This is a genomic window from Oscillospiraceae bacterium MB08-C2-2 (assembly GCA_035621215.1).
Lineage (GTDB): Bacteria > Bacillota > Clostridia > Oscillospirales > Ruminococcaceae > WRAV01.
The window spans coordinates 1,944,291-1,959,197 of record CP141729.1 but is presented as its reverse complement, the minus strand read 5'-3'; the positions used below and the strand labels follow the sequence as shown (position 1 = coordinate 1,959,197).

General features: G+C 51.4%; 13 protein-coding genes. 12 read left to right on the top strand and 1 reads right to left on the bottom strand.

From position 1 onward, the window contains the following. The first annotated feature begins 130 nt into the window (after nucleotides 1-130). The 3 genes from U6B65_08695 (at nucleotide 131) to U6B65_08685 (ending at nucleotide 4,201) form a co-directional block, all read left to right on the top strand. Nucleotides 131-1,948, top strand: a complete 1,818-nt coding sequence (locus U6B65_08695) for a methyl-accepting chemotaxis protein (protein WRS26423.1) — start codon at nucleotides 131-133, stop codon at nucleotides 1,946-1,948. A gap of 305 nt (nucleotides 1,949-2,253) precedes the next feature. Further along, nucleotides 2,254-3,321 (top strand): transaldolase family protein, encoded by a 1,068-nt coding sequence (locus U6B65_08690; protein ID WRS26422.1) that lies wholly within the window; start codon nucleotides 2,254-2,256, stop codon nucleotides 3,319-3,321. A 163-nt stretch (nucleotides 3,322-3,484) separates the two neighbouring features. Further along, entirely contained in the window at nucleotides 3,485-4,201 is a 717-nt protein-coding gene (locus tag U6B65_08685) for a hypothetical protein (GenBank protein ID WRS26421.1), read from the top strand. Between the two features lie 150 nt (nucleotides 4,202-4,351). On the opposite strand, the gene U6B65_08680 is transcribed toward U6B65_08685, so the two are convergent. Further along, the gene (locus U6B65_08680; GenBank protein WRS26420.1) at nucleotides 4,352-5,542 is read right to left on the bottom strand and encodes a hypothetical protein; all 1,191 of its coding nucleotides are present in this window, start codon (nucleotides 5,540-5,542) and stop codon (nucleotides 4,352-4,354) included. 227 nt (nucleotides 5,543-5,769) lie between these two features. Here U6B65_08680 and U6B65_08675 point away from each other — a divergent pair, with 227 nt between their 5' ends. The 9 genes from U6B65_08675 to U6B65_08635 all read left to right on the top strand — a co-directional run bounded on the left by U6B65_08675 (nucleotide 5,770) and on the right by U6B65_08635 (nucleotide 14,831). Then, nucleotides 5,770-6,084 carry a YabP/YqfC family sporulation protein gene (locus tag U6B65_08675; GenBank protein WRS26419.1) on the top strand — a complete coding sequence of 105 codons (315 nt, stop codon included), beginning with the start codon at nucleotides 5,770-5,772 and terminating at the stop codon, nucleotides 6,082-6,084. A 39-nt stretch (nucleotides 6,085-6,123) separates the two neighbouring features. Next, complete coding sequence (locus tag U6B65_08670) at nucleotides 6,124-7,329, top strand: sporulation protein YqfD (GenBank protein WRS26418.1); 1,206 nt, start codon at nucleotides 6,124-6,126, stop codon at nucleotides 7,327-7,329. 251 nt (nucleotides 7,330-7,580) lie between these two features. Then, nucleotides 7,581-8,549, top strand: a complete 969-nt coding sequence (locus U6B65_08665; GenBank protein ID WRS26417.1) for a PhoH family protein — start codon at nucleotides 7,581-7,583, stop codon at nucleotides 8,547-8,549. A 2-nt stretch (nucleotides 8,550-8,551) separates the two neighbouring features. Then, complete coding sequence (gene ybeY, locus U6B65_08660) at nucleotides 8,552-9,052, top strand: rRNA maturation RNase YbeY (protein ID WRS26416.1); 501 nt, start codon at nucleotides 8,552-8,554, stop codon at nucleotides 9,050-9,052. Then, nucleotides 9,027-9,533, top strand: a complete 507-nt coding sequence (locus U6B65_08655; protein WRS26415.1) for a diacylglycerol kinase family protein — start codon at nucleotides 9,027-9,029, stop codon at nucleotides 9,531-9,533. The genes ybeY and U6B65_08655 overlap by 26 nt, the downstream gene beginning before the upstream one ends. Before the next feature lie 79 nt (nucleotides 9,534-9,612). Then, nucleotides 9,613-10,503, top strand: a complete 891-nt coding sequence (gene era / locus U6B65_08650) for a GTPase Era (GenBank protein WRS26414.1) — start codon at nucleotides 9,613-9,615, stop codon at nucleotides 10,501-10,503. Between the two features lie 349 nt (nucleotides 10,504-10,852). After that, nucleotides 10,853-11,563 carry a DNA repair protein RecO gene (gene recO / locus U6B65_08645; protein WRS26413.1) on the top strand — a complete coding sequence of 237 codons (711 nt, stop codon included), beginning with the start codon at nucleotides 10,853-10,855 and terminating at the stop codon, nucleotides 11,561-11,563. Nucleotides 11,564-11,743: 180 nt separating this feature from the next. Further along, the gene (locus U6B65_08640; protein ID WRS28928.1) at nucleotides 11,744-14,119 is read left to right on the top strand and encodes an endonuclease MutS2; all 2,376 of its coding nucleotides are present in this window, start codon (nucleotides 11,744-11,746) and stop codon (nucleotides 14,117-14,119) included. A gap of 121 nt (nucleotides 14,120-14,240) precedes the next feature. Next, the gene (locus tag U6B65_08635; protein WRS26412.1) at nucleotides 14,241-14,831 is read left to right on the top strand and encodes a histidine phosphatase family protein; all 591 of its coding nucleotides are present in this window, start codon (nucleotides 14,241-14,243) and stop codon (nucleotides 14,829-14,831) included. Nucleotides 14,832-14,907 lie beyond the last annotated feature (76 nt).

Genomic DNA, 14,907 nt, shown 5'->3' with positions numbered 1-14,907 from the left:
GATAGGGAAACTCCTTTTGTCACGAATAAGCAACCTTGTTCACTTGACAGTACTTTCGCGTGACCGTATACTAGACATCGTCAAACGAATTTATTAGGAACAAAAAGTAAGGGGAAGAAGGTCTGAAAAAATGCGGAGTTTTAAATCCGAGGGACTTCAGCTGAAAGGGCAGCTCGTTTTATTTGCTGGAATGCTCTATTTGGGTGTAGTGGCGGCGATTTCCATTTTAGCGTGGGTTATGCTGGGCCGTGCTTATGATACAGCTATATTGGAGAAGAGAGCGGTTTTTGATACAAAAATCCAGACCGTTACCGAGAATCTGGTCAACACATTGAAGGCCAATGAACAGCGGCGTATCAAAGGCGAGATTACCAAGGAGCAGGCCCTTGCCTTTGCTGAAAGCACTGTGAGGGATACTCGATACAGTGGGGAGAGCGGCTATTTTTGGGCAGATACGGCGGATGGCATATGCGCTATCCACTTTAACCCTGAATACGAGGGCTCCATGCGTTATGATGCTGTTGATCACAACGGCAACCTATACATACAAAACATAATAAAAGCAGGCAATAATCCGGGAGATTCTTTTACAGAATATTATTTTCCTAAGCCGGGGGAGGAGGATGGTCCGGTTTATTATAAGCGGGCCTATACCCAATTCTTTGAGCCTTATGGCTGGTATATCAGCACAGGAAATTACTACGATGATATTGATAATGCTATTTTAGAGCTCCAACGGGAAAAGCTCATAGCTGATCTGATTATTTTAGGCTGTGGGATTCTGCTGGCTGCTGTGGGAACAATCCTGCTTGCTTTGTGGGCATCCCGGATTACCCGTCCGCTGCAAGAGGTTACTGAGCGGCTTCAGCTGTTGGCTCAGGGCGATTTGCACAGCCCTTCTGCCAAGGTTTTGGCAAGGCAGGATGAAAGCGGAAAGCTTACCCAAGCCACAGACCATTTGATTTCCAGCATGGTTGGCGTTGTGGCCGACATCACCGGGCATCTTCAGAAAATGTCTAAGGGCGATATGACCTCTTCGGTTAACTACCCTTATGCGGGTGATTTTGTTCCCATCGGGCAGGCTATGGCGGGTATTTATTCTTCACTGAACGAAGCTCTTTCAGCCATTCGGATTTCCTCCGAGCAGGTGAATGCAGGGGCAGCTCAAGTGGCCGCCGGAGCAGGCAATTTGGCAAGGGGAAATTCCGAGCAGGCCGGTTCTATTCAGCAGCTTTCTGCAACCGTTTCTCAGATTTCGGATCACACCAGAAGCAATGCGGAAAACGCCCGTCAGGCGGATCGTCTGGTCACCGAAACTGGTGAAGGCATCAACGAGGGCAACCGCCAAATGCAGCAACTTATTGATGCCATGAACGAAATTTCTGCCAGCACCGGCGAAATTGAAAAGATCATCCATACTATTGACGGCATCGCCTTCCAGACCAATATTTTGGCCCTCAATGCGGCTGTGGAAGCTGCAAGAGCTGGTTCTGCCGGCAAGGGCTTTGCAGTTGTGGCCGATGAGGTTCGGCGCCTTGCCGCCAACAGCGCAGAGGCTGCTAAGAATACAGCTTCTTTAATTGAAAATTCCCTTTCCACCGTTGCCAATGGGGTAACCATTGCCGATGAAACAGCGCACTCTCTGCAAAATATTGTGGAGAAGGCCGATTCGGCTTTGATGCTGGTGAACGGCATTGCCAAGGCTTCCGGTGAGCAGGCTGTGGCTATTGATCAAATTGTTCAGGGAACTGAGCAGATTTCTTCGGTGCTGCAAACCAACTCTGCCACAGCTGAGGAAAGCTCCGCCGCCAGTGACCATCTTCTGGAGCAGGCACGTGTGCTTTACCGGGAGGTTGAAAAATTCCAGCTGATTCAGGGCAAGGCGGAAGCCACTACTGTTGCTTCCCAAACAACCGCCATGAGCATGGGTGAACCGCTCTTTCGCTAAGATGGTAAAGTTACACAAAAATGGGAATGTATTTTAAGCGGATTTACAGTGATCGGCAGCAGTTTCCCAATAAAATCACTTGAAGCCACAACCCCAAAAGGCTTTATTATGGTTTTATCAAAAGCTTTTTTGGGATTTACCCGAATGTTCAAACCATGAAACACTTTGATACAGTGTTGATTAACTTCTGAGTATAATTTGGAAAAAATATTACACACAAATGATTTTTTTCTTGCTATTCACCCAACGAATTGGTACAATATCATTAGTAGAAATTTTGCACCCATCGGAAAGGAGTTTATACCATGTCTTACAAAAGTCCTTTGCACCAGATGAGCCAAACCACTCCAACCCAGTTCTGGAATGACAGCTGTTCAATTCCGGAGTTGACCTATGCACTGGAATACGGCGCTGTAGGTGCCACCACCAATCCGGTCATTGTTGGCCAAGTGCTCAAGCAGGAGCTTGAGACCTATATTCCCACAATTAAGCAGCTTATCAAGGATATGCCCACTGCCACCGAGGATGAAATCGCCTGGGCGCTCAACGAGAGCATGGCTGTAGATGGCGCAAAGCTTTTGGAGCCTGCTTTCAAGGCCACCGAAGGAAAAGCCGGGTATATTTCCATCCAGACCAATGCCAAATACTACCGCAGTGCAGAAAAGATTGTGGAGCAGGCTGTTCATTTTAAAGGTCTTGCCCCCAATATCATGGTTAAAATGCCTGTCACTACCTCCGGTGTGGCTGCTATTGAAGAATCCACCTATCAGGGCGTGAATGTTAACGCCACTGTTTCCTTCTCTGTTCCCCAGGCGCTGGCTGTTGCCGAGGCCATTGAGAGAGGACTTGCCCGCCGCGAAAAGGACGGGCTGGATAACTCCGGTATGCACCCTGTCTGCACCATTATGGTTGGCCGTGTGGATGACTGGATCAAGGATGTTGCCGCTGCCCGCGGTATCACTGTAGATCCTGGCATCATTGATTTGGCCGGTGTAGCCACCTTCAAAAATGCTTACAAAATCTATAAGGAAAAGGGATACCGTACCCGGCTGCTGGCTGCTGCTTACCGCAACCATTATCATTGGTCTGCTTTTATCGGCGGCGAGGTTTCCCTGACCATTCCTCATAAATGGATCAAGCAGTTTAATGAATCCGATGTTACCTGTGAGAACCGCATGGATATTCCTGTGGATCCCCATGCTATCGAAGTTCTGAAAAAGCACTTCCCCGAGTTTATCCAAACGTACGAAGCAGACGGCATGACCGTGGAAGAGTTTGATGACTATGCGCCTAACCGCATCACCCTGAACCAGTTCCTGAATGGTTACAGCGAAATGGTCGGCATTATCCGCAAAATTATGCTGAATATGTAATTTGTTTTATACACGAAAATCCCGGAGCGATGCTCCGGGATTTTTTTGTGCCGTTCAATCGTTTATCTGCATTTTCGGGGGCAGATACTCCCCTTCTTTCATTGACAAACCGGAGGTTGGCTAGTATCATTAAACTAGAAAATAAACAGAAGGAGATGGTGACATGCAAAAGGGGAGATTTGGAATTGTTCTGCCTCTATATGCCGTTTTGGGCTTTCTTGCGGCATATCTGGGCCAGCCGCTTATGGGGCTTTTGCTTCTGGGCTTTGTCATAGTGATGGAGCGCAACGAATGGCTGAACAGGCAGCTGATACAGGCAGTGATTCTGGGCCTGTTTGTGGTGTTTGTTAAAGGGATCGCCAGCAATGCCTCTCTACCGGGTATTCCGGTGGTGGGAGCGGTTGTACGCATGATTCCTTCCGTGTTGGTATCCATCCTGATGCTGCTGGTTTTGATCTTCACCATTGTGGCTCTTGTCCGGGTGACCAAGGGGCAGGATGCGGGTGTTCCCATTGCCGGCAAGATTTCCAATTGGGCCTATGGCATTGTTGCCCAAACCATTTATACCAATGTGCCCCCTGGGGCCGGTATGCCGCACCAGCCTCCTTATAATGCGCCCCCTGCCGGTCATGCCCCCGGAGCCGCCCCCGGATGGGCACCTCCGCCTAACCCCAATCAGCGACCGGTTCCTCCGGTGCCGCCGCAGCATCCTTCCGGTCAGCAGATGCCGCCCTCCGGCCCGCCGCAGCATCCTTCCGGCCAGCAGATGCCGCCCTCCGGCCCGCCGCAGCATCCTTCCGGCCAGCAGATGCCGCCCTCCGGCCCGCCGCAGCATCCTTCCGGCCAGCAGATGCCGCCTTCCGGCCCGCCGCAGGCTTAGCAGGCAAACCCTCAGCTAAAAAAATGCAAATGCTGTCTATAAAAAGTCCTTCATCCTGATTAATTGGATGAAGGACTTTTTTGTGCCTAAAAGGAGTCTTGGCTGCTCTTTTGCAAAGATATTCCGCAAGGCGCATTTGCTGAGTGAACATTATTTGCGCTTACGCCTGTCGCCTTTACTCCAATGGGAGGGGAACGCTACATACAAATCTCCTTTAAAAAGCTTGGGCTTGGCGGGGGGCATTTTCCAGTTGAGGCTGCCCCATAGGGAAAAAATTAGAATGGTACACATGGCGGTCAGGCAAAGGGCCAACAGCAGGGTTTTGGATCCAGTGCTCATAATAGGGGGAATCCGGTTCAGGCTGGCAGGCAGTACTCTAAAAAAAGCTTTATACAAGGGGAAAGCCATGACCGCTGCCACGATGCTGTGAAACAGCCGGGAGAGTAAAAAAGGCCCGAACCGGATTGTCCCGGCAGGAAAGCAGGAGATAACCTGAAAAATGACTGAAAGCCCGCAAATGGAGGTGAAAATAGAAATCAGCAAAAAGCCTGCATCGCCGCCCAAAGCAGAAGCGGCTACGCACCCGGAGGTTACCTCCAGAAGCCCCGCCAGTAAAGCCCCTGCCATTTCTTTGGTTACCGGAAAGATTTCCGCCAGCCACCCGGCGGCTCCCACTGCCTGCAAAAGAGCCAGCACACCCGAAAACAATACCGCAAAAGAGCACATGGCGAACATTCCCTGTGCCGCATTCATAACCGCTGTCACAAAGCCCAGAGCCGGGGTCATCAGCCTGCCCTGCGGAGCAAAGGCCTCCTCAGACCGGCTGCCAAGAGAAACCACCGCACCGATCAGCAAAGTTGCCAACGATTGGGTGACAAATAAAACAACACCAGCTGCCGGGTTCATCAGCATACCGGCACCCACGGCGGTGATGAGGAAGGAGGGCCCGCAGTTAACGCAGAAGCAAAGCATACGCTGTGCAGTGGCAGTAGAAATGCGCCCTTGCTCTAGCAGCGTGTGAATTGTTTTCGCTCCCACCGGGTAGCCCCCGATCAGGCTGAGAAAAACTACCACCCCCAGTTCAGAGGGCAGTTTAAAGACCCGGCGGGCCAGCCAGCCAAAGGGCGCAGAAAGAATGCGGGAATACTCGGTCAAGGCAATAAAGCCGGAAAGCACCATAAAGGGAAACAACGATGGAATCAGCACATTGGCGCAGACTGTCAGCCCCTTTCGGATGCCTTCGGTAACCGGCTGGGAAAAAATCAAAAGCCCTGCTCCCAGTGCCGCCAGTAAAAGTGCCGTAATCAGTTTCAGTGAAGAAAAGGCTGCTCCTCGCCTCATCTATATATCATCCTTTCCTGTGGGGGTCTATCTTCATCTATATGTCCCAGGCAGGTGCAAAATGTGTCTAATAAGCTCTGTGCCTGCATATATACTCATAGAGCCCGAAAAGGGCCAAAGCTTGGGATTTGACATAAAATAGGCCGCTTTGCGGCTTGCGGCCTTTGGCCGCAGAAATGAAAACACAGTTTTTATTTCTATTCAACTATAGGAAGGACGGTGTATGGATGAGAAGCAAAAGCACCCGCAACCGCAAGCAGACACAGGAGCAGCAGGAGCCTCTCACCAAAGGGGAAAAGCTCTCCCGTATATTGGATATTCCCCAGTCGGCGCTTGGAGGCACCTGTCAGATGGAAATAGCCGATAACCGGGAGGTAATGGTGGAGGGCTGTCAAGGGGTTTTGGAATACGATGAAAATGTAATCCGCCTGATGACCGGGAAGATGACAGTCAAATTTACCGGGCGGGGTTTGCAGATTCAGACACTCACCCACAACAGCGCTTTTGTTACCGGATTTATCACGGCCATTGAATTTGTGTAAGCCTGCCGTGATCAAAAAATTCTGGATGGGGGAAGCTGTATGCTGATACTGAGACTGATCCGTTATTTACGGGGCTATGTGCGCTTTAAAGCCACGGGTGTTTTTGTGGAGCGCTTTTTGAATCTGGTGGCACGGGAGCATATCCCCCTTTGGGATGGACGTAAAAAAGGCGATACCTATACAGGCTCCACCATTGCCGCTCATTACCACCGCCTGCGCCGCCCCGCCAGAAAGGCCGGTGTTTCACTCCGGGTAGCCGAAAAAAGAGGGGCGCCCTTTGAAAAAAAGAAATACCGCAAAAGAAAAGGTCTGCTGGGGGGACTTTTGCTTTTTGCGGCCTTTATGTTTATTGTCAGCCAGTTTATCTGGCGCATCGATGTGGCGGTCAATCCCCATGTGGATGAGAGCCGGGTGCGCCAGGCGCTGGATAAGCTGGGTATCGGCGTGGGAACACTGCGCAGCTCCATCGATGTGCGGGATGCGGAGCGCAAGCTCCTGCTGGAGCTGGATGAGGTTTCGTGGATCGCCCTGAATATTGACGGCAGCGCTATTCATGTGGAGCTTAACGATACCACCCCGCCGCCGGAAAATTTTGTGGATGTTAACACCCCCTGCAACATTGTGGCCAGCCATTCGGGGCAGATCATCACCATGCGGGTATACGATGGGCAGGCAGTGGTGCAGCAAGGGCAGGCAGTGGAGGCCGGGGATATTCTGGTCAGCGGCATTATGCAGGATCGGCATTACCAGAATATTTTCCGCCATTCTTTGGCGGATATCATTGCACAGGTGCAGATTACCGAAACAGTTCGGGTTCCTATGAATCAAACGGAATACAAGCCAACCGGAGAAACCAAGGTTCGCCGGTATTTGCAGTTCCCCAAGTTGGATTTGCCGCTGTTTATTCCTTTAAAGCTGCCTCAGCCCTATGCGGTGGAGCGGCAGAAAGTTCCTTTTAGTTTTTTCGGGATGCCACTGCCTATAGGCTATTTGCGGGAAGATTATATTCTGATGGAGGAAGTCCCGGTAACCCTTACCGAGGAGCAGGCTAAGGCGCAGGCACTGGAGCAGCTGAACCTAATTCAAAAGACCCGCTTGGCGGATGCGGAAATATTGGATAAAAAAGCAGTGGGGAAAATCCAGGATGATACCCTGATTGTGGATGCAACCTATATATGTAATATGAACATTGCTATGGAAAAAGCGATTTTGGCACCCGAAGATACCCAAATAGAAAGCAAATGAAAGGCCGTCGCCAAATAATTCTATAAAATTCTATTAAAAATTCATAAGAAATTGACAATTGCCATTGTTTTTATGGTATAATAACCGCAGAGCGTTTATTATACGTTCCATTCTTAATGCCCGGCAACGAAGCGCCTCTGGCAGCGATAGGGGCAAACCGCTTTGCTTATTGCAAAAGAAGGTGTTTTTCTTTCTATAAGGAATCTACAGCACTGCTGAAACTTTGACGGCAGAGAGGATATATAAATTCGATGATAGAACAGCTTATCAGCATTGACCGCATGGAGCACGCAGCGGCGCTTTTCGGAAACTTCGATCAGAACATTGAGCTGATTAAAAAGCACTTTCATGTGGATATTCTTTCCCGAGGCTCTGACCTGAAAATTACCGGTGAAATGGAAAATGTCTATCTGGCGGCTAAAGCCATTCAGGCCTTGCTGACTCTGCTCAACAGCGGAGAAAGCCTCACCGAGCAGACAGTGGGCTATGTGATCACGCTGGCGGAGGAAGGCACCGAAGAAAATGTGGAATCTCTGGTCAGCGATGTGGTGTGTGTCACCGCCAAGGGGCGGCCCATTAAGGCCAAAACCTTGGGGCAGAAGGCTTATGTGGATGCCATGCGCAGCAGCACCATCACCTTTGGTGTGGGGCCGGCGGGCACCGGCAAAACCTATCTGGCGGTGGCCATGGCGGTGCAGGCCTTCCGGAACCATCAGGTGAATCGGATTGTGCTCACCCGCCCGGCGGTGGAGGCCGGGGAAAAGCTGGGTTTTCTGCCCGGTGACCTGCAAAACAAGGTTGATCCTTATCTGCGGCCTCTCTACGATGCCTTGTTTGATATGCTGGGGGCGGAAAACTTCCCCAAATATCAAGAGAGGGGCAACATCGAGGTGGCACCGCTGGCCTATATGCGGGGCCGGACACTGGATGATTCCTTCGTAATTCTGGATGAAGCCCAAAACACCACCGGCGAGCAGATGAAGATGTTCCTCACCCGTTTGGGCTTTAACTCCCAAATGGTGATCAACGGCGATATCACCCAGATCGATCTGCCCGATCCCAAGCGCTCGGGGCTGTTGGAGGCCACTCGGGTTCTCCAAAAGGTGGAGGATATTTCTGTTATTCGCTTTACACAAAAGGATGTGGTTCGCCACAAACTTATTCAACAAATTATAAAGGCCTATGATCAGTATCATGAGGAGGGTCGAAGGAGCAGGTAGCCATGGATAAATTAAAAGTAATGATCACCAATCGACAAAAAGAAGTGAAGATACCCACGGGCATTCGTTTGCTGATTCGCAAATGCTGCCACGCTGTGTTGACAATGGAAGAAATGGAAGGTTCATATGAGGTGAGTGTCAGCTTTTTGGATAACAACCAAATTCGCCAGCTCAATCAGGAATACCGCCATAAGGATAAATCCACCGATGTGCTTTCTTTCCCTTTGGGGGTGGATGGCAAATACGATCTGAATCGGGAGACAAACGCTTATATGCTGGGGGATATTGTGATCTCCATGCCCACGGCTGTGGAGCAGGCAGGGCGCTTTGGCCACACCCTTCAGCGGGAGGTGGCGTATCTCACTGTGCATTCCATGCTGCATCTTCTGGGCTATGATCACGAGGCGGGCGGCATTGACGCTGTTCGTATGCGGGAAAAGGAAGAGCAGGTGCTTACTCGGCTGGGTTTGCGCCGGGATGCCAGCTACGTCAGCGATGAATAAGCGCTCCAACCGAAATCTTCTGCAATCCTTTGGCTGTGCCTTCCATGGTCTCGGAAGCGCACTGGCAAGGGAACGAAATATGCGTATCCATACAGCGGCGGCGGTGCTTCTGCTGTATTTTTCCCGTTATTATAGCTTTTCTTCCACCCAGTATGCCCTGCTGTTTTTGGCTATGGGGCTGGTGCTCACCGCTGAAATGATCAACACAGCCATTGAAAAAGCAGTGGATTTGGAATCCCCTGCCTTTCACTATCTGGCCCGCATCTCCAAGGATGTGGCGGCCGGGGCGGTGCTGGTGGCGGTTTTTTCCAGCGTGGCGACGGGATTTGCTCTGTTTTGGGACAAGCTGATATTGGAAAGAATCCTTAAAGATATTTTGAGCCGTCCCCTGGCAGCGGTGGCAGCGGCGGCCTTGCTTTTTGTTTTGATTTTTGTCGTGCCGCTCCGGGATGACTCGGGGAAGAAGAACCAACGACGCTGAAGGGATAGCTTTCGGCGCCTTTTAACAGTGACCCGCTGTGGAAAAGCTTTTCCGCAGGCGGATACGGAAGGAACACAATATGAATACAAGATCCGGCTTTGTGGCCATTGTCGGCCGGCCTAATGTGGGAAAATCCTCCCTCCTCAATGCTTTTATTGGCGAGAAGGTAGCCATTGTTTCCCCCAAGCCCCAGACCACCCGCACCCGTATCACCGGTGTGCTCACCAATGGGGAAGATCAGATGGTGTTTATCGATACACCCGGTCTTCACCGCCCCCGCACTAAGCTCAGTGAATATATGGTGCGCCAAATTGAGGACAGCATCGGCGACGTAGATGGTGCCATACTGGTTACCGAGCCCACCGGCCCCATTCAGCAGGCAGAGCGGGATCTGATCGAAAACTTTAAGGCAAAAAAGATTCCTGCCATTCTGGCCTTTAATAAAATCGATACCCTTGCAGCCAAGGAAGAGATGATGCCCAAGATACAGGCTTTTTCCACCCTGTTTGATTTCGACCACATTGTGCCGGTCAGTGCTTTGCGGGGTGAAGGCGTAGAGGTTCTGCTGGGCTTGCTTTCGGGTTATTTGCAGCCCGGCCCCCATTATTTTGACGATGACAGCTACACCGATCAGCCCGAGAGGGTAATCGCCGGGGAAATCCTGCGGGAAAAGCTGCTGCGCAACCTCCGGGAGGAAATTCCCCACGGCACAGCTGTTACCATTGAAGAAATGAAGGAACGCCCAAACGGTGATGTGGTGGATATTCAGGCGATCATCTATTGCGAAAAAGATTCCCATAAAGGCATGATCATTGGTAAAAACGGCGAGATGCTGAAAAAAATCGCCTCACAGGCCCGGCAGGAACTGGAACACTTTTTGGCCTGCAAGGTCAATTTACAGTGCTGGGTTAAGGTTAAGGAAGATTGGCGCAACCGGGAAGGTCTTATGCGCAATTTCGGCTTTAACTGATTCGGGGTATTCCCATAAAAAGCTTTTACGTAAAGGGAATAAGGCCGATTCACAGGATCACAGGTTTGTCAAGTATCAATTATTACCGCTCATAAGTTCTCCCGCCTTGGAGACAATTTTTACTGCTCCCTCAATCTGAATTGGGTTGTTGGGGATTAAAAAGTACATCCAAAGGAAGTGAATCATATGCTCCGTGGGCAATCACTGTGGGAAGGCTTTATGCGGTCGGGAAAAATAGAAGATTACCTTCTATATTGTAAAGAAAACGCTGTAAACGCTGTTTCGGAAGGCGAGGGAACCACTGGCACAGATCACGACCAACGCCGTAGTCCTGCATCGGCGCAAGCTGTTGGAGGAGGATACGCTGCTCACACTCCTCACCCCTGAGCAGGGGGTGGTGACAGCTTTTTTAAAGGGGACAAAGCGGTTGAGGAACCATATGGCTTCCTCGACCGAATTGTTGTGCTATTCCAGCTTTGTGCTCTTCCAAAACAAGGAAAAATGCTATGTGGATAAGGCAGATCCCATCCGCCTCTTTTTTGGCATTCGGGAGGATTTGGAAAGACTGGCCCTTGGTTCATGGTTTGCACAGCTTTGCCAAACCCTTTGCCCACAGGGAACCGAGGCGGGAGAAATTCTCCGCCTTTTGCTCAACAGTTTGCATATGCTGGAAAAGGGCAACATGCCTCTGCCCCAATTAAAGGCTCTCACAGAACTGCGTCTGCTGACCCTCAGCGGCTATATGCCCGATTTGGTTGCCTGCCGGGAATGCGGCTGTTTCAAGAGTGATAGCATGACCTTTTTGCCCATAAGCGGCGAGCTGCTTTGCGGAGACTGTGCAGGCGAAGGCGGGCAGGAGGGGGCCTTGCCGGTGAGCCGGGGTGTTCTGGCGGCTATGCGGCATATTATTTATGCCCCGGCGGCCAAGCTCTATTCCTTTTCTCTTTCCCCCGAGGGGCAGCGCCAGCTGGAGCGGCTTTCAGAAGCCTATTTATGCTGCCAGCTGGAGAGGAGCTTCCCCACCTTGGATTTTTACCACTCCCTAATGATTGGGCTATAGAGATTTGCGGCACATTATATAATAGTATGCACCTCAACCCAGGGAATGGTTTTCTTTGTATATAGGTATACAGCGGGGCTGCGATTTTAAGCCTCTGAGAATGATTTATATATTGTATAAGCCGCTCCTTATTAAGGAGCATGGACTGAAATGTTAAGGAGGTGACAGAGCGTGGAAGCAATGCCTAGGCATTATAAAGCTCTGGAACTGGATAAAATATTGGAGCTTCTGGCCGGGCACACCGGCAGTGAGGATGGCCGCAAGCTGGCTTTGAGCCTGCGCCCATGTGAAAGCTATGAAGAAGCAATGCAGGCCTTGGAGCGCACCGGAGCCGCTCATGCCCTGACCAATCGGTTTGGCACCCCATCGGTGCCGGCCCTGAATACGCCCCAAGCTTTGCTGAGTCGGGCACGGGTGGGGGCTTCTCTTTCTATGGGTGAGCTTCTTGAAGTGGCTTACATACTTCAAACCGCCCGGGTGATGCTGGGCTGGCAGCGCCAGTGGCAGGGGGAAGAAAACGCCCTGACCCCACTGTTCTTTATGCTGCGGGATAACCGGGAGCTGGAGGAGGCCATTACCAGAAGCATTCTTTCTCCCGATGAGATGGCGGATACGGCCAGCCCTGAACTGGGGGATATTCGGCGTAAAATCCGTCAGGCCCAGCTGCGCACCCGGGAACAGCTGGATAAGCTGGTCCGCTCCGGTTCCACCGGTAAGTATTTGCAGGAGCAGCTGGTCACCCTGCGCAACGGCCGTTTTGTGGTACCGGTTAAGGCGGAGCACCGTGGCGAGATTAAAGGGTTGGTTCACGATACCTCCTCCAGCGGAGCCACATTGTTTGTGGAACCCTTGGCAGTGGTGGAGGCCAACAACCAGATTCGAGAATTGGAAAGCAAAGAGCAGCACGAGATTGCCCGTATTCTTCTGGCTCTTTCGGGGCAAGTGGCCGGGTGCCTTGAGGACATTCGGGATGATTACGATGCGCTGGTGCAGCTGGATGTTCAGTTTGCCAAGAGCCGTCTGGCCGATCATATGAAGGCCACTCTGCCTGTTTTGGGCCGGGATGGAAAAACCCAGCTTAAAAAAGCCCGGCATCCTCTGATTCCTGCTGCCTCTATCGTGCCCATTGACATTATGATTGGCGGAGAGTTTGATACATTGGTTATTACCGGCCCCAATACCGGCGGTAAAACCGTTGCCCTGAAAACCCTTGGGCTTCTCTCCCTGATGGCTATGTGTGGCCTGATGATTCCCGCCGCTGAGGAATGCCCCGTATCCTTTTTTGAAAAGGTACTGGTGGATATTGGGGATGAACAGTCCATCGAGCAGAGCCTTTCTACCTTTTCCGGCCATATGACCAATATCATTGCTATTCTGGCGGCGGCGGACAGCGGTTCCCTTGTGCTCATCGATGAGCTGGGCGCGGGAACCGACCCGGTAGAGGGTGCGGCGCTGGCTGTTGCCATTATCACCAGCCTGCGGGAAAAAGGTGCACGCATTGCCGCTACCACCCATTATCCTGAGATCAAGCTCTATGCCCTGCAAACCCCCGGCGTGGAAAATGGCAGCTGCGAATTCGATGTGGCGACTCTGCGCCCCACCTATCGCCTGCTGATCGGCATACCCGGGCGCTCCAATGCTTTTGCCATCAGCCAACGCCTTGGCCTGCCCGAAGACATTATCGAGAAGGCTAAGGAACTGGTTTCGGGAGAGAATACCCGCTTTGAAGATGTGGTATCCAGTCTGGAAGAAGCCCGCCTTGAGCTGGAAAAGGAAAAAGAGCAGGCACGGCGCTACCGTATGGAGGCCGATGAGGCCAAGCAGATTGCCTCCAAGATGAGGCAGTCTCTTGAAAAATCCAACGAACAGGAACTGGAACGGGCAAGAGCACAGGCCAGAAGCATCGTGGAGCAGACCCGTTTTGCCTCACAGCAGCTTTTGGATGAGCTGGACGACCTGAAAAAGGAAAAGGACAAAAAAGAGTTTTCCGCTGCGGTCACGCAAAAGCGGGGCTCCTTTAAAGGAAACCTGCGCAAGCTGGAGGAACTGGCCGATCCGGTTACCCGCAAAAAGAGCAGTTACCGGCTTCCACGCCCCATTCGTCGTGGCGATTTGGTGCAGATGGCAGATACCGGCACCCGAGGCACCGTTCTATCCGAGCCGGATAGTTCCGGTCAGGTGCAGGTGCAGGCAGGCATCATGAAGCTGAAGGTGCCCTTGGAATCCCTGCGCCTTTTGGAAAAAGAAGGCAGAGTTAGCGTGGGCGGCGGAGCGGTCAATACCCGCCGTGTGGTTGGCGCAGCCAAGGAGGATTCCCAAACCGAAGCCGATTTGCGGGGCATGACCTCGGATGAGGCCTTAATGGAGCTGGATCGTGCTATCGATAAAGCTTTGCTGAGCAACATCAAGCTGCTGACTGTTATACACGGAAAAGGCACCGGTGTTTTGCGCAAAGCTGTTCACCAGCGCCTGAAACAGCATCGGCTGATCAAAAGCTACCGCCTTGGCGTCTACGGCGAGGGCGAATCCGGAGTTACTATTGTAGAGTTTAAATAATGTTTGTCAATCCTTCGGGTCCTCTTTACAAGGCCCGAAGGATTGAGTATACTATGTTAAATCATTTTTCTTAATCACGGCTTTAGCTTTGGATACAATTAATACGGTTTAGGATGACATCATGAAATTGCAGATTACACTTATAAGGAATGGGATTACCGCCGGGGGGCTTGAAGGCCGCTTTATGGGCCTTAGCGGTGAGGGGTTGACTGCGGCAGGCAGGGCAGAGCTGGAGCATTTTGCTCAAAGCGGGCACTATCCTCAGGTGGCCCGGGTATTTGTCAGCCCTGTGCGGCGCTGTATGGAGAGTGCCCGCATTATATACCCGGATCAGCTCCATGCCATTGAAAAGGGTCTGCGGGCATTGGATTACGGCGATTTTGAGAATCGAACCTATGGTGAGATTCTGGGAGACGAGCGTTTTCTTAAATGGGCCGATTCCCCCCATCTGCTGGCTTGCCCCGGTGGTGAGGAGCCTCATGATTTCACCGTGCGCTGTGTGGTCACCTTTGACAATATTGTAAAGCTGATGGATAAGAAGAAGATACCCAACGTGGCCTTGGTAACCCATCAGGGAGTCATTAAAGCCATTCTCAACCGCTATTGCCTCCCAAGGTCGGTTTACTCCGCCTGGAAGGTCTGTTATGGCGGCGGATATACGCTGGATTTCAATACTGAGTCATCCTCGGCACGTATTCTGCGGGAATTTTAGGCCGATTTTCCCTTTAAGTAAAGGAAAAGTAAAATTCTTTTAAAAAACTTGGAAAAAGGTGTTGACATAAAGGGAG